The sequence below is a fragment of the Pedobacter sp. AC163 genome (assembly GCF_979258665.1).
In genome coordinates, this window is the sequence record NZ_OZ409872.1 from 2,490,588 (window position 1) to 2,514,222 (window position 23,635).

General features: G+C 37.3%; 26 protein-coding genes. 15 read left to right on the top strand and 11 right to left on the bottom strand.

Annotated features, from left to right (window positions below; all coding sequences use genetic code 11):
* Window positions 1-11: 11 nt before the first annotated feature.
* Complete coding sequence (locus tag ACZZZK_RS10665; protein ID WP_463484107.1) at window positions 12-989, bottom strand: DUF4271 domain-containing protein; 978 nt, start codon at window positions 987-989, stop codon at window positions 12-14.
* A 97-nt stretch (window positions 990-1,086) separates the two neighbouring features.
* Between ACZZZK_RS10665 and hemW the strand changes: the two genes are divergently transcribed.
* The gene (gene hemW, locus ACZZZK_RS10670) at window positions 1,087-2,214 is read left to right on the top strand and encodes a radical SAM family heme chaperone HemW (RefSeq protein WP_463486287.1); all 1,128 of its coding nucleotides are present in this window, start codon (window positions 1,087-1,089) and stop codon (window positions 2,212-2,214) included.
* An 87-nt stretch (window positions 2,215-2,301) separates the two neighbouring features.
* Entirely contained in the window at window positions 2,302-3,084 is a 783-nt protein-coding gene (locus tag ACZZZK_RS10675; RefSeq protein ID WP_463484108.1) for an SDR family oxidoreductase, read from the top strand.
* Between the two features lie 124 nt (window positions 3,085-3,208).
* Here ACZZZK_RS10675 and ACZZZK_RS10680 read toward each other — a convergent pair whose 3' ends face one another.
* Window positions 3,209-3,430, bottom strand: a complete 222-nt coding sequence (locus tag ACZZZK_RS10680; RefSeq protein ID WP_463484109.1) for a hypothetical protein — start codon at window positions 3,428-3,430, stop codon at window positions 3,209-3,211.
* 174 nt (window positions 3,431-3,604) lie between these two features.
* Between ACZZZK_RS10680 and ACZZZK_RS10685 the strand changes: the two genes are divergently transcribed.
* The 4 genes from ACZZZK_RS10685 (at window position 3,605) to ACZZZK_RS10700 (ending at window position 7,541) form a co-directional block, all read left to right on the top strand.
* Window positions 3,605-4,390: a DUF3050 domain-containing protein gene (locus tag ACZZZK_RS10685; protein ID WP_463484110.1), complete on the top strand. Its 786-nt coding sequence runs from the start codon at window positions 3,605-3,607 to the stop codon at window positions 4,388-4,390.
* Between the two features lie 131 nt (window positions 4,391-4,521).
* Entirely contained in the window at window positions 4,522-5,403 is an 882-nt protein-coding gene (locus tag ACZZZK_RS10690; protein WP_265799392.1) for a cupin-like domain-containing protein, read from the top strand.
* Between the two features lie 174 nt (window positions 5,404-5,577).
* Window positions 5,578-6,192 carry a sugar O-acetyltransferase gene (locus ACZZZK_RS10695; protein WP_463484111.1) on the top strand — a complete coding sequence of 205 codons (615 nt, stop codon included), beginning with the start codon at window positions 5,578-5,580 and terminating at the stop codon, window positions 6,190-6,192.
* Window positions 6,193-6,272: 80 nt separating this feature from the next.
* Window positions 6,273-7,541 carry a DUF5690 family protein gene (locus ACZZZK_RS10700; protein ID WP_463484112.1) on the top strand — a complete coding sequence of 423 codons (1,269 nt, stop codon included), beginning with the start codon at window positions 6,273-6,275 and terminating at the stop codon, window positions 7,539-7,541.
* Here ACZZZK_RS10700 and ACZZZK_RS10705 read toward each other — a convergent pair.
* Together ACZZZK_RS10705 and ACZZZK_RS10710 are read right to left on the bottom strand one after the other, a co-directional pair.
* Entirely contained in the window at window positions 7,519-8,058 is a 540-nt protein-coding gene (locus tag ACZZZK_RS10705; RefSeq protein ID WP_463484113.1) for a hypothetical protein, read from the bottom strand. The two genes, ACZZZK_RS10700 and ACZZZK_RS10705, sit on opposite strands and share 23 nt — an antisense overlap.
* Window positions 8,059-8,060: 2 nt before the next feature.
* Window positions 8,061-8,489, bottom strand: a complete 429-nt coding sequence (locus ACZZZK_RS10710; RefSeq protein ID WP_463484114.1) for a YybH family protein — start codon at window positions 8,487-8,489, stop codon at window positions 8,061-8,063.
* A 173-nt stretch (window positions 8,490-8,662) separates the two neighbouring features.
* Between ACZZZK_RS10710 and ACZZZK_RS10715 the strand changes: the two genes are divergently transcribed.
* Genes ACZZZK_RS10715 through ACZZZK_RS10730 form a run of 4 tightly spaced genes read left to right on the top strand, consistent with a single transcriptional unit; the run spans window position 8,663 to window position 11,506 of the window.
* Entirely contained in the window at window positions 8,663-9,331 is a 669-nt protein-coding gene (locus tag ACZZZK_RS10715) for a suppressor of fused domain protein (protein WP_463484115.1), read from the top strand.
* Complete coding sequence (locus ACZZZK_RS10720; RefSeq protein WP_463484116.1) at window positions 9,331-9,612, top strand: hypothetical protein; 282 nt, start codon at window positions 9,331-9,333, stop codon at window positions 9,610-9,612. Before ACZZZK_RS10715 ends, ACZZZK_RS10720 begins: the two co-directional genes overlap by 1 nt.
* A complete protein-coding gene (locus ACZZZK_RS10725) occupies window positions 9,605-10,597 on the top strand; it encodes a hypothetical protein (protein ID WP_463484117.1) in 993 nt (330 codons plus the stop codon). Before ACZZZK_RS10720 ends, ACZZZK_RS10725 begins: the two co-directional genes overlap by 8 nt.
* Window positions 10,598-10,639: 42 nt before the next feature.
* The gene (locus ACZZZK_RS10730; RefSeq protein WP_463484118.1) at window positions 10,640-11,506 is read left to right on the top strand and encodes a carbohydrate kinase family protein; all 867 of its coding nucleotides are present in this window, start codon (window positions 10,640-10,642) and stop codon (window positions 11,504-11,506) included.
* A gap of 28 nt (window positions 11,507-11,534) precedes the next feature.
* Here ACZZZK_RS10730 and ACZZZK_RS10735 read toward each other — a convergent pair whose 3' ends face one another.
* A complete protein-coding gene (locus ACZZZK_RS10735; protein WP_463484119.1) occupies window positions 11,535-12,488 on the bottom strand; it encodes a Smr/MutS family protein in 954 nt (317 codons plus the stop codon).
* Between the two features lie 163 nt (window positions 12,489-12,651).
* Window positions 12,652-13,572 (bottom strand): ribosome small subunit-dependent GTPase A, encoded by a 921-nt coding sequence (rsgA, locus tag ACZZZK_RS10740; protein WP_056851023.1) that lies wholly within the window; start codon window positions 13,570-13,572, stop codon window positions 12,652-12,654.
* A 199-nt stretch (window positions 13,573-13,771) separates the two neighbouring features.
* Here rsgA and ACZZZK_RS10745 point away from each other — a divergent pair, with 199 nt between their 5' ends.
* A complete protein-coding gene (locus tag ACZZZK_RS10745; RefSeq protein ID WP_463484120.1) occupies window positions 13,772-14,221 on the top strand; it encodes a GyrI-like domain-containing protein in 450 nt (149 codons plus the stop codon).
* A 1-nt stretch (window position 14,222) separates the two neighbouring features.
* On the opposite strand, the gene ACZZZK_RS10750 is transcribed toward ACZZZK_RS10745, so the two are convergent.
* Window positions 14,223-14,558 carry a hypothetical protein gene (locus ACZZZK_RS10750; protein ID WP_463484121.1) on the bottom strand — a complete coding sequence of 112 codons (336 nt, stop codon included), beginning with the start codon at window positions 14,556-14,558 and terminating at the stop codon, window positions 14,223-14,225.
* Between the two features lie 775 nt (window positions 14,559-15,333).
* On the opposite strand from ACZZZK_RS10750, the gene thrA reads away from it, so the two are divergent.
* The 4 genes from thrA to ACZZZK_RS10770 all read left to right on the top strand — a co-directional run bounded on the left by thrA (window position 15,334) and on the right by ACZZZK_RS10770 (window position 21,006).
* Window positions 15,334-17,781 carry a bifunctional aspartate kinase/homoserine dehydrogenase I gene (thrA, locus tag ACZZZK_RS10755; RefSeq protein ID WP_463484122.1) on the top strand — a complete coding sequence of 816 codons (2,448 nt, stop codon included), beginning with the start codon at window positions 15,334-15,336 and terminating at the stop codon, window positions 17,779-17,781.
* A 92-nt stretch (window positions 17,782-17,873) separates the two neighbouring features.
* Window positions 17,874-18,803, top strand: a complete 930-nt coding sequence (locus ACZZZK_RS10760; protein WP_463484123.1) for a homoserine kinase — start codon at window positions 17,874-17,876, stop codon at window positions 18,801-18,803.
* Window positions 18,804-18,987: 184 nt separating this feature from the next.
* Window positions 18,988-20,298 carry a threonine synthase gene (thrC, locus tag ACZZZK_RS10765; protein WP_463484124.1) on the top strand — a complete coding sequence of 437 codons (1,311 nt, stop codon included), beginning with the start codon at window positions 18,988-18,990 and terminating at the stop codon, window positions 20,296-20,298.
* 165 nt (window positions 20,299-20,463) lie between these two features.
* Window positions 20,464-21,006, top strand: a complete 543-nt coding sequence (locus ACZZZK_RS10770; RefSeq protein WP_463484125.1) for an REP-associated tyrosine transposase — start codon at window positions 20,464-20,466, stop codon at window positions 21,004-21,006.
* Window positions 21,007-21,165: 159 nt separating this feature from the next.
* Here the strand turns inward: ACZZZK_RS10770 and ACZZZK_RS10775 are convergent, their stop codons facing one another.
* The 4 genes from ACZZZK_RS10775 to ACZZZK_RS10790 all read right to left on the bottom strand — a co-directional run bounded on the left by ACZZZK_RS10775 (window position 21,166) and on the right by ACZZZK_RS10790 (window position 23,553).
* Window positions 21,166-22,041 carry a hypothetical protein gene (locus ACZZZK_RS10775; RefSeq protein ID WP_463484126.1) on the bottom strand — a complete coding sequence of 292 codons (876 nt, stop codon included), beginning with the start codon at window positions 22,039-22,041 and terminating at the stop codon, window positions 21,166-21,168.
* A 66-nt stretch (window positions 22,042-22,107) separates the two neighbouring features.
* Window positions 22,108-22,662 carry a hypothetical protein gene (locus ACZZZK_RS10780; RefSeq protein WP_463484127.1) on the bottom strand — a complete coding sequence of 185 codons (555 nt, stop codon included), beginning with the start codon at window positions 22,660-22,662 and terminating at the stop codon, window positions 22,108-22,110.
* 98 nt (window positions 22,663-22,760) lie between these two features.
* Window positions 22,761-23,180, bottom strand: coding sequence for a tail fiber domain-containing protein (locus ACZZZK_RS10785; protein WP_463484128.1), 420 nt, complete (start codon window positions 23,178-23,180; stop codon window positions 22,761-22,763).
* 70 nt (window positions 23,181-23,250) lie between these two features.
* Complete coding sequence (locus ACZZZK_RS10790; protein ID WP_463484129.1) at window positions 23,251-23,553, bottom strand: hypothetical protein; 303 nt, start codon at window positions 23,551-23,553, stop codon at window positions 23,251-23,253.
* Window positions 23,554-23,635: the final 82 nt, after the last annotated feature.

Consider the following 23,635-nt stretch of genomic DNA (forward strand, 5'->3'; position numbering starts at 1 on the left):
CCTTTTTCCTGCTACAATCCTATCGTTTTAATTAGTATTAAAATAGGACATATTTCGAGGGCGCAAAAGTACAAAAATAAATGCATTTTGGAAAACTTATTATTAGAAAGTATAGTAACCCCAGCTCTAAGCAATTGAAAAGCGAAAATTACCCCTAACAATAAGACCGCCAATATGATATATACCTCGCCGTATTTTAAAGGTGACAATGCAAATGACACCACCAGAGGGATAAAAAGCAATGATGCGTTGAAATAACTAAGATACAATATGGAGATGTATTCACCTACAGGTTTTTGAACATTAAATAAAAATCCCAAAAACCTTAACACGACTAATTTTAAAGCATAGAATAGTATAATGGTGATCGAAATTGTGAAGAAAAACTTAAATCCATCTTTCGCTTGATACATATCTCTCCACTGGGCAACCAGGAAGAAAAACATTCCAAAAACAAAACCAAACTGTACAAATAAGAGCAGAAATGGCCAAGAGCTGAAAAGGTTATCTTCTTTGTTGATATTATTTAAAATCCGGTCACTAAAAAAGGATTGTACAATTGCGGAGAGCTGTTTAGAAAAGGCGTTTTTTAAAATCGCAAAAATCACCAGCATCGCAAATATAAAACCCAATAAGCCTACATTACCTTTCGGAATTTGCGAGCCCAGTTGGTATGGATTTGCTTTTCGCTTGAGGTGTGCATATTTTTTTTGCCAGGCAATTATATCGAGTGATGGAAAGAGAAACTCTTTTTCAACACTATCCAAAAGGATGGTTTTATTTAATAAACTATCGGGCAGCGCCCAGGTATGTTTAACAATGGAATCGGTAACAAATTTTTGCCGGGCAAGTGCAGCCGAATCCAAACGGTATCGCTTGAATTGATATTTTACCACCGCTGTTGAATCGGTATTAGCGGAAATCTGTTGTGAAACCAAGCAATTGGATGACAACAAAAACGCGAATAAAACGACAATAAACTTTGGCATGCTGCAAATAAAAATTAAGAAAGCAAAAGTAATCGATTAATCATTGTTTACCTAAAGAAAATAAATGGATATGGATTATGCTGTATCTTTGTGGCCAATGTCCGGTATTTATATTCATATTCCTTTCTGCAAAAAAGCTTGCCACTATTGCGATTTTCATTTCAGTACCTCATTAAAATATGCCGATGAAATGGTCGAATCCATTTGCAAGGAAATCAAAATGAAAAAAGATAGAATTTCCGGGCAAGTTGGAAGCATTTATTTTGGAGGTGGAACACCTTCCATATTATCGCAAGCCGCTTTGCAGAAAATATTTGATACCATAAATCAGACATTTTCTGTAAATTCCGAAGCTGAAATTACCATTGAAACCAATCCCGATGATTTAACATCTCAAAAATTAAAAGAGCTAAAACAACTGCCCGTTAACCGATTTAGCGTTGGTGTCCAATCTTTTTACAATGAAGATTTAATCTGGATGAACAGAGCGCATAATGCTGATGAAGCCGAAAATTGTATAAAAAGAAGTCAGGATGCTGGTTTTGAAAATCTGACTCTAGATCTTATTTATGGTTATCCACTTTTAACAGATGCAAAATGGTTGAGCAATATTAACAAAGCTATAGAGTTGGCTGTGCCACACATTTCTGCCTATGCACTAACTGTTGAGCCAAAAACAGCCTTGGCCCATGCCATAAAAAACAAACAGGAAATTCCAGTGAGCGATAGCCAAAGCGCTGCTCAGTTCGTAATTTTAATGGAAAAGTTACTGACTTCGGGCTTCGATCACTATGAAATATCAAATTTTGCTAAGCCAGATCGTTATGCCGTTCATAATACCAATTATTGGAAGGGCGTAAATTATATTGGTATCGGCCCATCGGCACATGGTTTTGACGGACAAAACAGATATATGAATCCGGCAAATAATGCACTCTACATGGAAACCATTGAAAGCAATAAACTGCCAGAAGTTATAGAGCTGCTGAATTTGAACGACAGATTTAACGAATATATCATGACATCATTAAGAACAATGTGGGGAACGAACTTGCAAAAAATAAATGATGATTTTGGAAAAGACTTTCTGGAACAAACCAAGCACAACATTTTAGGTTTAAATGATAAAGACTGGCTTATTTATGATGGGGATAAAGTAAAGCTGACCGAACAAGGAAAGTTATTTGCAGATCATATTGCATCAGAATTGTTCATAGTAGAATAGAAATTAGTGAATGATTGAGTTATGAAGGAGTGAATTTTAACATTCCATTCAATCCCTCACTCATCCACTTACTCAATATCAAAATATATGTCGAAAATTGTTTGGATAACAGGCGCATCTTCAGGAATTGGAGAAGCCTTGGTTTACGAGTATTATAAAGCTGGCGATAAACTGATCATTTCTGGTCGCAACCGCGATGAGTTGTTTCGAGTAAAGGGAAACTGCCAAAATTCATTTAATGTACATGTTTTACCTTTCGACTTAAGCGAAACTTCAGAATTAGATAGCAAGGCGAAAGATGCCATTAAAATTTTTGGCAAAATTGATCTACTCATTAATAGCGGTGGTGTAAGTCAGCGGTGCCTGGCTTTGGAAACCGACATAAAAACTGAGCAACAAATTATGAACACCAATTTTTGGGGAACTGTTGTTTTAAGCAAAGCGGTTTTACCAACAATGATAGCAAACGGCGGCGGCCAAATCGTTGTGGTCAGCAGTCTGGTTGGAAAATTCGGAACGAAGTTAAGGTCAGCGTATTCCTCTTCCAAACATGCTTTACATGGCTATTTTGACTCTCTTCGTTCGGAAGTGTTTGACCAAAACATAGATGTTACTATCATTTGCCCTGGATTTATTAAAACGAATGTGACTTATAATGCCTTAACAGGCGATGGGAAACCGTTGAATACCATGGGCGATGCACATGATAAAGCCATGTCTCCAGCCGAATGCGCCAAACAGATGCTAAAAGCTATTCAGGCAAAAAAAGAAGAGGTTTACATTGGAGGGAAAGAAACGAAAGCGATTTGGCTGAAACGTTTCTTTCCAAGGGTTTTCTCTAAAAAAGTTCGTACAGCGACCGTGATCTAATCGGTAGAATATCATTGGAAAGTGATCAAGGTCATTTCAAGTATAAATCTTTCAGTTTTTACTTGAAATAATACTTAAAATGAAATCGCCGAATGCGACCCAACTATTTAAACCATACATTGGACTAAGCATTTAGCTGGAAAGTGACGAATTGCACTTTTCCCTCATAATCAGCGGATAATACTACCCAAACAAACCTAATTCCTCCATCGATTGAAAGATTTATGGCGGAATTACCTTTTGCTTTTTTGGTATGATAAAACCAAGTCGTATCGTATCCATTTCTATTGGCAATACAAATCAAGAAGACGCCCTTTTGCTTAGCTAAGTTTTTGGTTAATTTCATCAGATAGATACTTAGGCTAAAATATCTCAATCATCTCGTCACTTTTATGTCAGCAGGATTTCAAAGTTTTAGCGATTATACACATTGAACCTACTAAGTGATTAATTTCGCCTCATTAACTAAGCGAAAAAGCTAAGCTTGGATAGACATTAATTTGGCATTATACAACTGAACATGCATCCCAATATCTTAAAAATCCAAAATAACATAGCGCCCTTGAGGCAGCAAATTATTAATCACAAAGTTTATTCTGCAATAAGCGACCTGGAAGATCTTCAAACCTTCATGGAACACCACATTTATGCAGTTTGGGATTTCATGTCGCTGCTTAAAGCATTACAAATAAATTTAACCTGTACAACTCTACCTTGGTTTCCGGTTGGAGATGCGGTTACAAGGCAACTGATAAACGAAATAGTTGCCGGTGAAGAAAGTGATGTAGGTGCAGATGGAGAAATCAAAAGTCATTTCGAGCTATACCTGGAAGCGATGGTTCAATGTGGAGCAAATGTTAAGCCCATCAATCAATTTCTGTTGTCGTTACAGAAAGGCCGTGATTTCGACATGGCTTTTGAGTTGGCTCAAGTTCCGCCTTCAGCTAGAGCCTTCGTTGATTCGACGTTTAAGACAATAAAGAGTGGAAAAGCCCACCTTCAGGCCGCTAGTTTTACTTTTGGCCGCGAAGATTTAATCCCAAATATGTTCTTTAGTATGGTTAACGATTTGAATAGCAATCAACCAGATCAGGTTTCTATTTTCAAATATTATTTAGAACGCCATATCGAAGTTGATGGAGATCATCATAGCCACTTAGCATTAGCTATGACAGAAAAACTTTGCGAGAAAGACGAAAGTTTTTGGGCAGAAGCAGAAGAGGCAACGATAGAAGCCTTGCAAAAAAGAATTGATTTATGGGATGCCGCTTATGCAGAAATTGTGGGCAGAAAAGTTTTGGCTTAGCGTTAACAAAACATCAAGCTAATGCTAATTCTGAATTAAGTAAATTGCGTCACATTTGATTAGAGATATATTATTTGTAAAATAAAATTTACACATTTGTTGTTCGGCAACAAATAACCGATTCAAAACGCATGAGTTTCATATTAAAACCTGTAGATATCGTCGAGAATATTACTCCCGAAGATTTCAAAAAAAATTATTTGAAAACAAAAAAACCATTGGTAATTAGGGGCTTAACAAAAGATTGGCCAGCTAGAGAAAAATGGACAACTGAATATTTAAAAGAGATTGGTGGCGACTTGGAAGTGCCTTTGTACGACAACTCAAAAGCAGATCCTTCTAAACCAATTAATGCAGCTACAGCACACATGAAATTCGGCGATTATTTGGATTTAATTAAACGCGAACCCACTGAATTGCGAATATTTTTCTTCAATTTATTTAAGAAAGTGCCAAGCTTAATTAACGATGTAAAAATACCAAAAGATTTAATGGGTGGCTTTATTGAAAGTATGCCTGCCATGTTTTTTGGCGGTTCCAATTCGGTAACATTTTTACATTACGACATCGATTTACCGCACATTTTCCATACTCATTTTGGTGGAAGAAAACATATTGTACTTTTTGACAATAAATGGAAAGATAGATTGTATTGCCTGCCAAATGCCACTTATGCTTTGGAAGATTATGATGTAGCTAATCCAGATTTCGAAAAGTTTCCTGCTTTAAAAGGCGTGGAAGGCTACGAAGTGTTTTTAGAACATGGAGATACCTTATTTATGCCAACTGGAATGTGGCATTGGATGAAATACCTTGATGGCTCATTCTCTTTAAGTTTACGTGCCTGGGATCAATCTGTTACGCGTAAAGTAGCAAGTGTTTGGAGTTTATTTACCCATGGTGCCATTGATAGCTTGATTAAAATGACTTTCAAAGAGAAATATGCGCATTGGAGAGAAAAGAAAGCTGTTAAAATTGCAGAAAAAGCAATGAGAAACGGTAATCCAAGATAAATGTAAATCTAAAGGGTCTTCGATTGAGGATTCAAAAAAACGAATAAATCGGGGCATCGGAAACGATAGTCCCGATTTTTTTTGTTTCTGCTTTCTTGAAATCTTCATTTTCTCGAGGAAGAACGATGAAGGCATTGCATAATGTTGATTAAATTAACGAATATCAAGATATAAATGGAACACGAAATACTTACCGAAAAACAAAAGATGCTGGCTGGCAAAGCCTACCAAGCCGGAGGGAAAGAATTATCGCAAGAAAGGCTTAAAGCCCGAGAAATTGTTTACGAGTTTAATAACCTCGCTCCAAAATTTATTAAACAACGTAAAGAGTTACTTAAAAGATTATTCGGTAAAACGGAAAAGATGTTTTATGTAGAGCCTCCTTTTCGCTGCGATTATGGTTACAATATCGAAATTGGCGATAATTTTTACGCCAACTTCAATTTAACCATTTTAGACTGCGCAAAAGTCAGCATTGGCAATAGCGTTTTTATTGCGCCAAATGTATCCATTTACACCGCCGGCCACCCAATACATGCATACCTACGCGATCAGGAATATGAATGGGCGCAAGAAGTAGCCATCGGCAACAGCGTTTGGATCGGAGGAAACGTGGTAATCAACCCAGGAGTAAAAATTGGTTCAAATGTGGTGATCGGTTCGGGGAGCATTGTTACGAGAGATATTCCAGACCATGTTTTTGCGGCAGGAAATCCGTGCAGGGTAATCCGCCAGCTCACTGATGCAGACAAAGATTTTTACTACAAAGATTTCAAGTTAGAGTTGTAATCCACTAGCTAATATCGAGACTGACTGTGGCTTTATGGATTTTTACAGCTATATTTCCGCTACGGTAATTTTCAGGAGATATGCCCAAAAGCTTTACGTTCAAAAGTCAAATTAAAACAGGTTTATATGCTGCTATAGTAGTTTTCCTGGCTTATACGATGATTTTTGGATTCAGAAAGACATTTACAGTTGCTACTTTTGAGGGATTAACCATAGCTGGATATAGCTATAAAACCATTTTAGTGATTTGCCAAATGCTTGGCTATTTACTAGCCAAATTCTATGGCATTAAATATATTTCCGAACTTAAACGCACAGGCCGAGGAAAAATTATTATCGTCCTAACAACTATAGCGTGGTTAAGCTGGCTATTATTTGCCCTCGTTCCCGTACCTTATAATATCGTTTTTCTTTTCATTAACGGATTTCCCTTAGGCATGCTTTGGGGCGTTGTATTCTCGTACGTAGAAGGCAGACGAAGTACCGATTTCATTGGTGCAACTTTAGCCGTAAGCTTCATTTTTGCTTCAGGATTTGTAAAATCGGTCGGCTCATGGTTAAGTATAACCTTTAATTTAACAGAATTTTGGATACCATTTTATGCTGGTTTAGTCTTCATGGTTCCGCTTTTGATTTTCGTTTTCTTAATGGAGAAAATACCTCCACCCGATGATGAAGACATTAAAGACAGAGCTGATAGAATACCAATGACTGAGCAGGACAGAAAGCTGTTTGTTAAAGAGTTTTTTGCTGGCTTGGTTGCCTGTGTAATCATTTATTGCTTCGCCACAATTTTTAGAGATATCAGAGATAATTTTAGCGCCGAAATGTGGAATGAGATGGGTTTTGCGAACCAACCCGCCATTTTTGCCAAAACAGAAACACCAATTACATTAATTGTTTTGTTGCTAATTGGCAGCATGGTGCTGATCAAAAATAATTTTACGGCTCTTAAAACAGCACATTATTTTATCTTAGCGGGATTTATTTTAGCGGGTGCATGTACACTACTTTTTAAAGCAAATTTACTCCAACCCATTTGGTGGATGACTTTGGTTGGCCTTGGGCTCTACATGGTTTACATCCCATTTAACGCAGTATTTTTCGATCGGTTAATATCAACATTTAAGTACGCCAGCAACGTAGGTTTTTTAATTTACATCGCCGATTCGTTTGGTTATGTAGGGAGTATTGGCGTTTTATTGAGTAAAGAAATATTTAAAGTAAAATTGAACTGGGTAACATTTTTTTCTAACAGCGTAATCATTTTATCTATCATTGGCTGCCTGCTTACTGTTTACTCACTCCTGTATTTTTCAAGGAAATTTATTTCACATTCAAAGATTTGATTACCGAATCAACCACATTGAAATTCTCCTTTTTATCTTTAACATCAACACTGAATACAAATGAAAAGGTTTTGCCCTTCCAATTGAAGACGCTAAAACTTCCCTTATTTCGATTTGTAATTACCTTTGTTTCAAAATCAGCCCTTAAAACCTTTTGCGTCCCAACCATAATTTCCTTTGGTTGGTTTAGCATCCCAAATTCAATCTTTCTTTTATGGTAACTTGCTCTTGATTGTATAATCAGATTTTCCAGGTTCTTTTCTACACTTACCGAATCAATTGCGGTTATGATGAGGTAAGCGTCTTTAGAAAAGGGCTCGTCGTCGCTTGCAGAAATAAACCGGCTATTTGGAACGCCTTCAATAGGGCGATCTTTTTTAACCTTCCAATATTTAGGTAAGCTGAAACTCCAACCTCCTTTACTGTATAAAACAAATTCTTTCTTTTTTGTGGATGAATAATTGCAAGCTGTTAGCAGTAGCATCAAAGCCAATACCGATAGAAAAGTTATTTTCATATTTAGGAGCTATGGTCTACTATTATTTTCCAAATACCCTCAATCTTTTTAAAAAGCAAAGTATAGTAGCCTTGTGGCTCGTCTTTTTCGCGTTTTAAATGCCAGCTACCCAAAACAAAAGCCACATCTTTATTTAAGAAATCTATTTTCTTAATCCCGAAAGTCAATTGGCCCATTCCAGCTTCTCCCGAATAAGTTTTTTTGTAATTATCCAACGTTTTTTGCCAGCCATAAGTGGGTCCGCTTTTGCCTACAAAAAGTAAACTATCGCTTTTAACATAACCCTGCATAAATGTTTCCAGGTCGCCTTTGTTCCAGGCTAATCTTTGCTTTTCAAGCACGTCTAGAATAGCTTTTTTATCTGCCGATGTTTGAGCTGCGACAGAAAAAGTGATCAGGCAAAAGAGTATTGCAAAAATTGATTTCCTCATTTTAATTTTAATTTTTGGGGATCATTAATTTCCCGTTAGGTATGAATGTAGAAATACATCCTCAACTAAAATAATAAAAAGCTTTTAAATTTAGATAATATCGTATTTTAATCATGGAATAAGATTTGTGACCTGTTTTTAGATAATTTTTGATACCAAATAAATGTAAACCTATGAATGACTTTTACGAAAAATTTCGCAACCTAACTTTTTTTGATAACCACCCAGAAGCGATTGCCAATCACCTGGATAATTTTTACACATCAGAAGAAATCACGGTTTTCCATGAAATGGTATCTCCCCATTTTCATTTGGATGTGTATTTTATCAGTTCAGCAAAGCACAGCTTTAACATTTTACTTACCTGCGGGATGAGTTTATTGGAAATGACCGTTCCGGAGGGTGTAGAAAATCCTGAGCAATACAAGTTTGCCGAGCTAATGATTCTGCTTCCAAAAGAAATTGAGTTTGGAAAGGTTTTTCCAAGTGAAAATGAGAACGATTGGATTTTAGGCATGTTAAAAGAAACTGCTCGTTTCCCACACCATTATGATACCTGGCTAAGCATTGGCCATACTCTACAAGCCACTTCAGATATGGAACCTTATGACCAAGAAACTGATTTTGTTGGTTTAGTTGTTCTACCCTCGGTAACGTTTGATGAAGAATTTACCGAGATAAAAGCAGATAACGATGTGATCAACATTTTGTCTATTTTCCCTTTGTACAAGAACGAACTGGAATATAAAATTGCCAATGGCTATAATGCTTTGCTAGATCGTTTGATTGAGAAAGATGAGAAAGAGGTTTTTAATAAGCAAAGAGGAAACTTATTAGATTAATGAAAGCAGTCTATAAAATATTATTAGGAGGAATACTGCTTTTCATCATCATTAACTGGGCAACCGCTAGCCTAAATTACGATGCTGATGGTGCTGACCAATATGGGTTTCCTCTAAACTTTTACAATAAAGTAAGTGGCTATGATGTGATCACAAAAGAAGGAGGAACCAGTACAGAATTTAATTCTTTTTCACTTTTAGCCGATGTAACATTCGCATTAGCGGGGAGCTGGCTCATATTTACATTGATAAATAAGTTCAAGAGAAAAGCCAATGTTTAAACGCAACAAATTCGAGCAGAAGGACGGGAATCTAATTCTTTATCCGGATTATGGCAATCTAAAAGGATTTGTGATTATCGGTATACTAGCTATTTTGTTTTGTTATGCACTTTATAGCGTTAATAAAACCCATCAAAATATTGGTAATGCCAACATGTGTTATATTTTCATCGGCACAGTACTCTTAATCACGTTGGGCTTTGCCACAGCATACAAAAAAGTAATCATCAACGGCCATAAGCAAAAGATTATTGTATCTCATTTTGGTATTCAATTAAAAGAAATAGCCTTTGCTGATATTTTAAATGTAGAAATGCGTTCGGGCTCATTGCCTGAAGCCTATTTTGTGGTACTAAAGCGGAATCCGATTGGACATAGCATTAGGCTGAGTCCAACTTACAATCAAACGCAGCAAACTGCTAAATCCGAGTTTTACCATCAGGTTTTACCGCTGATAAAAAATTATTTACTTGATAAAATCACCATAGACCAACAAACCGACCCTGTACAACTTAAATACTTTAAGCAAAGAGCGCCTCAGCTTTATCGTTTTGTATCGTTTCAAAAAACAATTCTGGCGATAATTCAATTGGCTTTTGCAGGATTTTTCTTCTTACTAATGGCCAACTTTCTCTTTGCGAAGTTTGCATTCACAGAATTAGCAATCGGATTATTTTCAGCTATTGCTGGATTGTTTTTGCTTTTATTAGCATTTATAAATTCGAAAGTTATATATGTTGATACCAATCGAAAGATCATTGGAGAAACCTTTTTCGGCTTTTTAGTTGTTGAATTTCCATTTAATGCCATCAAAAAAATTGCGATTAGAAATACCCAGATTAATGGCCTTTCGATTTACACCAGTTTAATCATCGGCAGAGAAAACAGTGAACATACCCTCGCAAAAAGCTCGAACACACAACATTTATCCGATGTGGAAAGAGAATTCAAAGCCTTGATAGAAGGAAATATAATAGACAATTAACAGATCCTGAAAATTGCTACCTTGCAAAACTTAAAATCTACCATGAAAAAAACAGTTGTGTCTATCGGCGAAATATTGTGGGATGTTTTTCCCGAAGGAAAAAAGGCAGGGGGCTCGAGTATGAATGTGGCGCTTAACTTGCACAAACAAGGTATAAACAGCCAATTTATAAGTGCCATTGGCGATGATGAAAATGGAAAAGAACTTTTAAATTTTTTATCTTCAAATCAGTTTCCAACGCAATTCATCCAAACACACAACTTACCAACAAGTACGGTAGAAGTTCAATTAGATGCGCAGCATCAGGCCACTTATACTATTGTGGCACCAGTTGCCTGGGATGCAATTCAACTTAATGAAGAAAATATTGCTGCTGTGAAAAATGCTGATGCATTTGTTTATTGTAGTTTAACCTGCCGGAATGAAAACAGCCGAAACACCATTTTATCTTTACTAAAGGAAGCCAGGCTCAAAATATTTGACATTAATCTTCGTCCGCCTTTTTACACCATAGAAACTTTAAAGGTGCTACTCTCTGCAGCCGATATCTTAAAGGTTAATGAGCACGAATTACTTTATTTGAAAAACGAACTCGCCTTAACCGGCAATACAGATGAACAATTGCTGAAACAATTGAGCAACTTTTTCAACATCAACATGATTTGCTTGACCGTTGGCGAAAAAGGTGCTTATGTATTACAGGAAAATAAACTTTATCACCATAAAGGCTATCAGGTAGAAGTGGCCGATACCGTTGGGGCAGGCGATTCTTTCTTGGCTACTTTTATTGCCAGCTACTTAAAGGGCTACCCGATTGACACAGTTTTGGATAGAGCCTGCAAGGTTGGAAGCTTTGTAGCATCACAAGCTGGAGCAAACCCTGATTACGGAGACGAAGTTTTTCATTAGAATGCTAATGTTTTAATTCGTAAACCATTTATTTAAATACCACCTCTGTCGCTCCATAACCGAACTTTTCTTTTCGAGCATCCATGTAAGTTTTAATATGAGGATTTTTACTAATGAGTTTATGAATTTTATCTCTCAGTGTTCCGTTTCCTGAACCATGTATGAAAACCATTTTATCATAGTGATGCACTACTGCTGCATCTAAAGCATTTTGAAAATGATTTAGCTGAATTTGGAGAATTTCATCAGCCTCTAAAAAATGGTGATCGTCTCTTAATTTCTCAATGTGAAGATCTATTTCTTTTGCAGGTGCATCTACAGTCCGCTTTTCAGCAGGCGATTTGAAAAAACTTTCTTTCAGCTTTTGAGCATCGATAGTAATGGGTACCAGATCATCCAAACGGATCAACCAACCTTTGAGTTTAGATTGTGGCAGTTCTTTTTGTTCTGTAGAAAAATCCTTTGCCCTGAATTTTTTGCGAATCACTAAAGGATCAACAGGTTTAACATCAGCTTTGCTAAAAACTAAAATTTGAAAAGTAAATTCTGGCCAAATATCTAAATCGGCTAACGATGCCGAATAAACCAAACTTGATTGATAAGACTCAACCACTCCATGAAATAAGCCTGAGTATTTCTCTTTCTTCTCTGAGGTTAAACTCACCAATAACACGTTAGGCGATTGGTTTTGAAGATAAAAATGAACCACATTACCGGCTTTATTATCTGTAGCAACGGCGACATAAATTCCATTTTCAATTTTGCTTACAGATGGAACATTTACCTGAATGGGTTTGGGTGCATCGATTTCTTCTGCAACTACACCATGCCCATGCACCGAAGTTAAATTGCTTACGGCAACCGGAATTTCAAAACCATCTTCATCGGTAACGCCCAAAGTTTGTGCGTCGATAATCCTGGTTACATAACCCTCCCGTTTTTCATCAACAAAACGAACAAAATCTCCTAATTTAAATTTCATAACCCCTAAATCCCCTAAAGGGGACTTCTCCTTTTTATTTACCCCCAACCCCCTAAAGGGGGCTTTTATTTTCTACAGTTTAAGCAAAGTGCGTAAACCTTTCTATCTATTACGCTATGTTTTCCGCCTGCTTTTCAACTCCCCCTTTAGGGGGCCGGGGGGCTTAATGCCTTGTATCGTTATTATGATAGATACTTAAATAACTTTCATAACGCGACACAGCAATATCACCCTCATTCACCGCTTCGATTACGGCGCACCCAGGTTCGTTTACATGGCGACAGTTATTGAACCGGCATTGATGTGAAGTTTTAAAAATCTCCCTAAAAAAATGACCTAACTCCTCTTTTTCGATATCAATTACCCCCAATTCCCTAATGCCTGGCGTATCTACAATAAAACCGCCTTGTGGCAATTCGAACATTTCTGCAAAGGTTGTGGTATGCTGGCCTTTATCGCTCCAATCTGATACCTCACCTGTTTTCAAATCTCTATCAGGCAGCAAAGCATTTATTAAACTCGATTTACCAACGCCCGAATGCCCGGAAATTAAGGTAATTTTATTTGTAATTACCTCTTGAATAACTGGAATATTGATCCCTTTTAAAGCCGAAACTTCATAACAGGGATAACCAATATTTTCATAGATATTTTTGAATTCCTGTAATATTTCTAAACCCTCTTTGCTGAATAAATCGAGCTTGTTGAATACCAAAACGGCAGGTACATCATAAGCTTCGGCGGTTACCAAAAACCGATCGATAAAACCCAATGATGTCCTCGGTGAAGCAAGTGTAACCAGCAAAATGGCCATATCCAAATTTGCAGCCAGGATTTGTGCCTGCTTGCTTAAGTTAATCGATTTGCGGATAATGTAGTTTTTTCGAGGCAGCAACTCATTTATTAAGCCCTGATTACTGTCTTTCTCCAGGTCGAATTTTACCCGATCGCCCACCGCAATTGGGTTGGTAGTTTTAATCCCTTTAATCCTGAATTTACCAATAATACGACAGTCGTAACGCTTGCCATTATCAGCCAAAACGCTATACCAACTGCCCGTAGATTTAATAATTAAGCCCTGCATATTTGAAAACAAAGGTATGAAAAGGATGGAAGATGTTGGTGGGAAAAATTACGTGTAAATCGTCATTTCGACCATAGCATAGCGAAGTGGAGAAATCTATTGACCATAACGTTCTTCATAATACAAAGATTTATCGGCTGCGCTCGAAATGACGGATATCTTTAGGATTTTAAACATTAACTTCGCCAAAAACCTACAAATGGAAAACTTCAAAATTATTGGCATCTCCACAGAAACCAGCAATCAAAACAATCAGGCAGCAGCAGATTTAGGAAAACTGTGGCAAAGATTTTTCGCCGAAGAAATAGCTTCCAAAATCCCCAATAAAGAGACTGAAGATATTTATGCCATTTACACTGATTATGAAAGCGACTATACTGGTAGATACACCACGATTATCGGGCAACGGGTAAGCACATTAGATCACATTCCAGATGGTTTTGTGGGTAGAGAAATTAAAAATGAGAGGCTCATTAAATACAAAGCTAAGGGAGAAATGCCACGGGCTATTTTAGATACGTGGCAAGAAATATGGGCAAACGACATTGCTTTATATAGAACTTACAATGCCGACTTTGAGGTTTACGGAGCAGAATCTCAGCAGGGGTCAGATTCGGAAGTAGAGATTTATATTGGGGTGAGGAGTTAGATTATCCTTTTTCAAGATAGGGTTTTAAGCGATTAAATTCCTTTCTTGAGTCTGCATTCTTTATAGTTACCACAATAACACCTTTTGCTGCCCTGACACCATAGATCGCAGTAGCAGCCGCATCTTTTAACACTGCTACCTTTTCAATTGTATTCGGGTTTATCATTGTTGAAGAGGAATCATTTAAAATATAACTCTTCTTTTTAAAGACAACTACCCAAAGCGGAGGATTATCCAAAATCGTTGAAGAACACCTTAATCTTATTGTTGGTTGAGTTTGTGAGTAAGCATTGAAACTAAAAGCTGTGCATAGCAGAATAAAGAAAAGAGATTTCATAAAGATGTTTTAATGATGATTCTTACTGGATGGAAATTCCATAAAATAATAAAGGCAGTATAGCACTCGAATATTCTACACCACGATTTTCTAAATCATACCAGCAGCAAACTCAAATAGTACCTTGCACTAGCTTAGCTAAACCTGACAGCCGCGGAAATACTTTTTGTTGCATTAACTAAATAGATTGCCACGTCGTTCCTCTTCGCAATGACGGTAATGGGAAAGGCAGAAGAATCCGCAAAAAGATTGTAGCAAATGGCAGGGTTGCTTTAACCTAAAAATTACGGAATCTGCTTTTCAACAAAATAAAATAATCATTTATTAACCACCCCGCCCTGCGGGCACCCCTTAAAATAAGGAGGGGAGTTGAAAACCCAAAGCATTGAGATTCTTGCGTCGATCATCTTCGAAATAACGATTTTCTATTTTAGTTTTCGGTTCAAAAAATGCCGCTGTTTCATTTGATTAAACGTTTTATTAAAAATTTTTCAAATAAAGTTCAAAATTGTTTGCAATTAAGAAAAATAATCTGCTACTTTACGGTGTACAAAATACACCAACAGAAATGATTTCGAATACTTCAATTATTACAACGATTATTATTACCACCGGGATAAACCAGCGGGGCTAATTTGTTGTAAGTTGAATTAACATAAAACACAGAAAGCGTCCCGATACAAATCGGGGCGCTTTTTTTTTAAACCAAAACCATTGAAAACTGCACAAACTAATTAACAAGCAAGCGTGCAAGGTTCATTAAAACTAAAAACTAATGAAAGTATTAAAATTCGGCGGCACATCCGTAGGTTCGGCCGAGAACATCAAAACGTTACTGAGCATAGTAGCCAAAGAAAAATTACAGAGCAATCCGGTAGTTGTATTATCGGCAATGAGTGGCGTAACCAATTTGCTAACCGATATGGCCGAAAGAGCCGAACGTGGCGAAGATTACGACACTGGTTTAAAAGAAATTGAGGCCAAGCACTTTGCAGTGATTCGTTCGCTTTTGCCAGCAGCTGCCCAAAACCCCGTGTTTACGCGTTTGAAAATCTTCTTTAACGAGCTGGAAGATCTATTGCAGGCCGTAACCAACCTTCGCGAATTGAGTTTGCAAACCAAAGACCAGATTTTAAGTTATGGTGAACGTTGCTCCTCTTTCATGATTGCACATATCGCTTCACAGCAATTTGCTGAAGCTTTGTATGTAAATGGTTCGGAATTTATAAAAACCGATAGCAATTTTGGCCAGGCAAAGGTTGATACCGAACTGACTGAAATGTTGATTAATAATTTTTACCAGGCCAATAAAAATAAGGTATTGTTTGTTACGGGTTTCATTGCCAGCAATGCCGCAGGCAGAGTAACTACTTTAGGTCGTGGTGGTTCTGATTATACTGCAGCAGTATGGGGCGCAGCTTTAAATGCTGAAGAAATTGAAATTTGGACAGATGTAAACGGGATGATGACTGCCGACCCACGCATTGTGAAGAAGGCTTTTTCATTACCTGAATTAAGCTATACGGAAGCAATGGAATTGAGTTATTTTGGAGCCAAAGTAATTTACCCACCAACAATGATTCCGGCTTTCATGAAGAAAATTCCGCTGGTAATCAAGAATACATTTGAGCCTGATTTTTCCGGAACCTATATCAAAAGTGATGTTAAAGCGTCAACCCTGCCGATAAAAGGCATTTCCTCTATCGACCATATCAGCATTATCAATCTTACCGGCAGCGGCATGGTAGGTAAAGCAGGTTTCAGTGGGAGATTGTTTTCTTTACTTTCCCGGGAGCAAATTAATGTGGTGTTGATTACGCAATCTTCGTCAGAGCACAGCATTACTTTTGCGGTTAAGCCCACTGATGCGGGTCAGGCGATTGCTTTAATTAAGAAAGAATTTGAACTGGAGCTCGATGCCAACAAACTGGCTCTACCGGAAGTTGAAAACAATCTAGCCGTTTTGGCCATTGTAGGCGAGAATATGAAACGTACGCCTGGCATGAGCGGAAGGTTGTTTAACGCATTGGGTAGAAACGGAATTAATGTTAGAGCAATTGCCCAGGGTTCATCCGAATACAATATTTCGGTAATTATCAGCGCAGCTGATTTATCAAAAGCGGTAAATGCCGTTCACGATGCTTTCTTTACCGACTTAAAACGCACATTAAATATCTTTTGTTTGGGCACAGGAAATATCGGCAAAACGTTGTTTAACCAGCTGAAAGAGCAAATGCCATTCTTAGCCGCAAACAATGATTTGCAAGTTAAGGTTGCCGGCATTAGCAATACCCGCAAAATGATTTTCAATCCCGAAGGTTTATCGCTCGAAGATTGGGAAACTAACCTGGGTACAAATGGTGAGCAGGCAGACTTAGCTGGTTTTGTAGAACGCATGAAAGCATTAAACTTACCAAACTGCGTTTTTGTGGATAATACTGCAGCAGAATCTCCGATTGAATATTATCAGGGCATTTTTGAAAACAGTATTTCTGTTGTTACTTGCAATAAAAAGGGAAATTCAGCAGACTTTGCACAATACAAATCGTTTAAAGATACTGCCCGAAAATTTGGTGTTGATTTTTACTACGAAACCAATGTTGGTGCAGGCTTGCCAATCATCCGTACCTTAAGAGAGTTGATGATGAGCGGCGATAAAGTTGCACGCATCGAGGCCATTTTATCTGGAACAATTTCTTACATCTTTAACAACTTTAAAGGCGATGCCGGATTTTACGAAACGGTTAAAGAAGCGCAGGAATTGGGTTATACCGAACCCGATCCACGTGATGATTTGAACGGAAAAGATTTCATGCGTAAAATGTTAATCCTTGCTCGTGATGCAGGTTATCCATTGGAAGCAGCGGATGTTAAAATCGATAATATTTTACCAGAAGCTTGTTTAAATGCAACTTCTGTCGAAGATTTTTATGTTGAATTGCAAAAAAATGCTGCTTACTTTGAAGATTTGAAAACTAAGGCTGCAAACGATAAGAAAGTGTTGCGCTACATTGGTAAACTTGAAGATGGAAACGTAGAAATCAGTCTGCAAATGGTTGATGACAGTCATCCTTTTTATATGCTTTCGGGAAGCGATAATATCATTTCTTTTACGACAGATCGGTACAAATCTCGCCCGCTAGTGGTTAAAGGCCCAGGTGCAGGAGCAGAAGTTACTGCCGCGGGTGTTTTTGCCGATATTATAAATGTTGGAAGCAATTAGACAAAGGATAAAAGAACAAAGACAAAAGATATAAATATAAATGAGTTGGAGTTTAGACCTTTAGTCTTGGCTCCTTCATCATTATTCGAATTATGAAAGAAATAAAAGTTTTCGCACCTGCAACCGTTGCAAACGTAGTTTGTGGCTTCGATGTTTTGGGTTTTGCCGTAAATGAACCTGGGGATGAAGTTGAAATGCGTTTAACAGATATACCTGGTGTGGTAATCAAAAGAATCACTGGCGATGATGGCCGGTTGCCTTTGGATTCGACTAAAAATACGGTAAGCGCAAGTGTTCAGCATTATTTGCAACACATCGATCGATTAGATGTAGGTGTCGAAATCGAGCTCCATAAGAAGATGCCAATTGGTAGCGGTTTGGGCTCAAGCTCGGCAAGTACCGTTGCAGGTTTATTCGCCATTAACAAACTGATGGGCGATTTATTAACGCCTAAAGAACTTGTTCCTTTCGCCATGAAAGGCGAAGAGCTTGCTTGTGGTTATGGCCATGCCGATAATGTTGCACCAGCCATTCTGGGTGGGTTTGTGTTGGTTAGAAGTTACGATCCTTTGGATGTAATCTCATTACCTACTCCTGCAGGGATGTATGCAGCGATTGTTTATCCTGAGGTGGATGTTCCCACAAAAGATGCCCGTCAAATGATTCGCAGCAAGGTATTGTTGAAAGATGCGGTTACGCAATGGGGCAATGTTGCTGGTTTGGTTAGTGGCTTATTTATGAATGATTTCGACTTAATTGGCCGCAGCATGAAAGATGTTTTGGTAGAACCAACCCGATCGATTTTAATTCCAGGTTTTGAAGAAATGAGAGCAATAGCCATGGAAAACGGCGCTATTGGTTTCGGAATTTCTGGCTCAGGTCCATCGGTTTTTGCTTTAGCGAAAGATGAAGAAACCGCCAAAAAAATAACAAAAGCACAGCAACAACATTTACACAAAATTAATATAAACAGCAAAGCTTACGTTTCTTCTGTTAATGCCGAAGGACCGAGAGTATTGTAAAGAGGTTGATGGCCGAGGGTATTAAGGTTGATGGTTCAGTTGCCTTAATCTTCATCCTTCCAGATCTCAACCGTCCAACTTTAAAATTATTAAGAATAAAACATAACAATAGGATGAAAAAGGTTAGAAGAATGGGAATTATGTTCCCAAACCTTCCAACCTTCCAATCCTCAACCTTCCAACCATGATTTTATACTCAACCAACAATAAAGATTTACGTGTTTCTTTTAAAGAAGCCGTTTTTAATAGTATGCCTCAAGATAAAGGTTTGTATATGCCAGTGGAAATCCCTCAATTGGATGCAGACTTTTTAGCTAACATTGAACAGTATTCTTTGCCAGAGATTGCTTATAAAGTAGCTACAACTTTATTAAAAGATGAAATTCCTGCGGAAGATCTGCAAGCCTTGATTGAAGATGCCATTAACTTTGAAGCACCAGCGGTAAAACTAGACCAAAAAACTTTTGTACTGGAACTTTTCCACGGACCATCTTTAGCTTTTAAAGATTTTGGCGCCCGTTTTATGAGCAGAGTGATGGCTTACTTTCTAAAAGATGGCGAGCAACTTTTAGATGTGTTAGTTGCTACTTCCGGAGATACCGGTGGTGCAGTTGCTTTAGGTTTCCTAGGTGTACCAAATACCCGTGTAACTATTCTCTATCCAGAGGGGAAAGTAAGTCCGATACAGGAATTGCAATTAACCACCAACGGTCAAAATATTAGAGCAGTGGAAGTAAAAGGCACTTTTGATGATTGCCAGGCTTTAGTGAAACAAGCTTTTGCAGATGAAGAGTTGAACGCAACTTTCCGACTTACATCCGCCAATTCGATAAACATCTCGAGGTTAATTCCGCAAACGTTTTATTATTTCAATACTTACGCACAGCTGAAAAAACAAGGGTTAAAGGATGTAATTTTTTCCGTTCCAAGTGGGAATTTTGGCAACATCGGTGCAGGTTTGTTGGCTTATAAATTAGGGTTACCAGTTAAGCAGTTTATTGCAGCTACTAATATAAACGATACCGTTCCACGCTTCCTGGAATCCGGTATTTACGAAACAAAACCGTCTACTCAAACCTATTCAAATGCGATGGATGTTGGTGCGCCAAGTAACTGGGTTCGCATCATGGACTTATTTGACGAAGATGTAAATGCCTTGAAAAATGTTGTTACATCGTATCGTTTTAATGATGAGGAAACGCTTGCTGGCATCAAAGAAATCGACTCCAAGTTTGACTATGTTGCCTGTCCACACACTGCAATTGCTTACCTGGCAATTGAAAAATACAGAAAGGAAAATCCGGAGGATCAGAGCGCAGCAGTCTTTTTATCAACTGCTCATGCTTGTAAGTTCCCTGATATTTTTCCTATCGATATTGCAGCAAAAATCGAAATTCCGAAGCAGGTGAGCGTATTGGAAAGCTTGCCTCAATATGCAGATAAATTGGGTGTAGATTTTGCAGGGTTTAAAAGTTATTTGTTGGATAAGGCTTAAGTTTGGTAGATTAAAAACTAAAATGGCCGAGATTACAAATCTCGTACTTAGAATAGCAAAATTCATGTATAGCTCTTTGCTAGTCGGGATTTTTAATCCCGACTCACGGACTAAGGATTTTTAATCCTCCAGGCAGAATCTCGATTCGAATAGCTATATTCATTTATGGCTTTTAAATATTCTGTTTCTGATCAAAACGATATCTATTTTGTCACGACGACTGTGGTTGGCTGGATAGATGCTTTCACCAGGAAAGAGCTTGCATACGTAATTATCGAAAGCCTTAAATATTGTCAGCGTGAAAAAGGCTTAATAATTTATGCCTGGTGCCTAATGCCTAGTCATCTCCACATGATTATCAGCGCAGAAGAAGGAAAGAATTTGTCAGATATCATGCGAGATTTGAAAAAATTCACCTCTAAACGAATCATTCTGACGTTAAAGGAAATAAATGAAAGTCGCGATTGGCTGCTAGATAAGTTTGCATTTGCTGCCAAAATAAATGTAAAAACAAAAGATTATAAATTTTGGCAAGATGGGTTTCATCCAATCGCACTTTATTCAAATGAGTTTAAAGACCAAAAGCTGGATTATATCCACAACAATCCCGTAGAGTCGGGTATGGTTTATGAACCTGAACATTATCAATATAGCTCGGCGATAGATTATAGTGGTGGATTAGGTTTACTTGAAATTGTTTATCTATAAGATCATAGGTGGATTAGAAATCCACAGTTCAATAGTCGAGATTACAAATCTCGACTATCTTTTATCAATATGCAGATAAATTGGGTGTAGATTTTGCAGGGTTTAAAAGTTATTTGCTGAGAGGTTAAAACGAAGTTATTGCAGGAAAAATAATTGGGGCTACGGAAGATTGTCGCCCCGATTAATTGGACTAGTAGAAGCTTCATCAGTTGTTACGGCTTGTTCAACTTTTCGCTTCCACCACCAAGTGTAAATGTAAAATTCAACAATTGGAATTAACAAAATCAAAATAAATAATATGAAAGTGCTTTGAATTAATGCACTTATTTTGGCGGAAACCAATTCATCTACCTTTTCAGTAAGCTTAATTTTTATAGATTCCTCTATCTTTTTTGGCTCCAAAGTATTTAACGTTGCAACTAGCGCTTTCAAATCATCGTAACTCAAATCTTCGATTTTTACATGCCCTCTTCCTGCCGCAAGTAGCATTCCGTATAAACTTGCGCTGTAAATATCGTCTTTATATTTATCGAAAATATAAACTGCTAATTTGTTTTTACTCTTATCAACAAAGCCTATTCCTACATTTTTAGATGCAACATATTTACCTAGTGCAACTGCAGTGTTTTTTGTACCTGCTTGAATCTCGATCGTACCTTCCTGAATTTTTCGGATAAAATTATTTCGCAGTTCCGGTGTTTCAAAAGCCATCACTGCCGCTTGCTCATAAATTTGAGATACAATTCGGTTTTCTTCTTTTTTGATGATACTTTTCGCTGCAAAAATAAAGGCAAGATGAAGTGAAAAATAGATGAAGACACCCATGCTAGCTACGATATAGAGCTTAGCACCCCAGTTATAATATTTTGGTTCCCTTTTATAGAACTGTTTCTTCCACAAAACTACATTGTAGATTATCCCACAAACAATCCCTACAACAAAAAATAAAATAATATAAAGGATTAAGGTTCCAACATGTGGAAGTATGATTTCCTTTAGCAAACTCCACCAGTCAACATTCTTTAAGTATTTCATTTTTAAAATGGTAAAAAATTAAAACTATAAGATAACAACAGGGAATTGCAATCAATTATAATTTAATTATTTCCATTTATCTAATTTTTCCCAATATTCCTTAACAAAGTTTTTTATGCTGTCAGGTAAAGATGAATAGTTAGCACTAAAGCTATTCTTCTTATCTGCAGTTTCCGTGAGGATATAACTTTCGCCCTTGTGCATTAACAAAAGGCTCACCGAAAGTTGGTTTTTCATATCACTATCGTGAAAACTATAAATAAATAAGGCATCAACCTGTTTATCCTTATCGGCATCGCTGAAAGCTTTTCTCGACCCCCAAATACTTATAATACCTTTATGAGTGATGGTTTTCTCTTGAGTCAACTTCCATAAATCTCCGGTTTTGGTAAATTTTTGAGCGAACAATGTATCCGGATTACTCCCCGACTTTACCTTGGAGAAAACAAAAATATTTTTCGACGAAGCATCATCTATCCGATCAACCATCATAGCCCGACTTCCCTTGAATTTAAAGGGTGCATCTTTCAAATCCTCCACTTTCATTGCTGTAGAAGTAATTTGGGCATGTAGATAATTTAGGGATAGGGTCAGCATGAACGATAAAATGATTTTTCTCATGATTTTATTTATTTCCTTGAAACTACAATAATTATCAAGAAATAAAAAAAGGCTGGAATTAAAAACTCCAACCTCTTCAACTATAAAACTAAACCTAACTATTTCGATGCTTGCGATTTTAGTGAACGCAACTCACGTTTCAACTCGTCAATTTGCTGTTGCTGCTCCTTAATACTACCCACCAAAAGCGGAATTAAGCTTTCATAATCAACTTTGGTTATAGTAGCTGAGTTGTAAGCATTTTTGCCTGCTGGATATTGTTTGGCCTGTACAGTTACCAAACTTGGAACAGCACTTCTAGCCTCAGCTCCCACGAAACCGTATTGCGAAGTGGCTGGAAGTTTTAATTTCTCCGCCCAGGTTTTGTCGTAATTAAAGCTTACTGGCTGAAGTTTTGAAACCATCTCTAAAGAGTTACTTACTGGTTTTACATTAGCTTGCGTCACTTCTTGTGCGCTAACTTTTAATGATGCGGAAATTGCAAATACCGCAAAACAGAATGAAATTGCTCGTTTCATATTCGTTATAAATTAATAGAAATAAAATACTGGATTATTGCCCGATAAAGGGTTTGTTTAGAATTGGCTACTAAACGGAGGGCGGAGGTGTTAAAACATCCGCAAAGTAGGGAGAGTGATCAAGACATGCTGGAATTGCTATCTTTTGTTTCATTGCAAGGGGAAGATTGCAAAGTTCTTCAGCCATAAAATCTTGCATAAAGTACTCTGTTTCAACCTTTTTTTCTTCTTTCTCAGTCGCGTCATCATTTGATACGACATTTTCAATATCAGTAGAGGAATAGCTTAAATACGACAATACATTGCCAACCTTTAAAAAAAGGGTTATGGCGATGCATAAAATCAAAAAGTATTTAAGTGTTAAAAACTTCATCCTTACAAATATAAGTTGTACAGTTAAATTAACAAAAATCGACGGTTAAAGTTCTGTAAAATAAAAAATCCGCTCTCTAAAA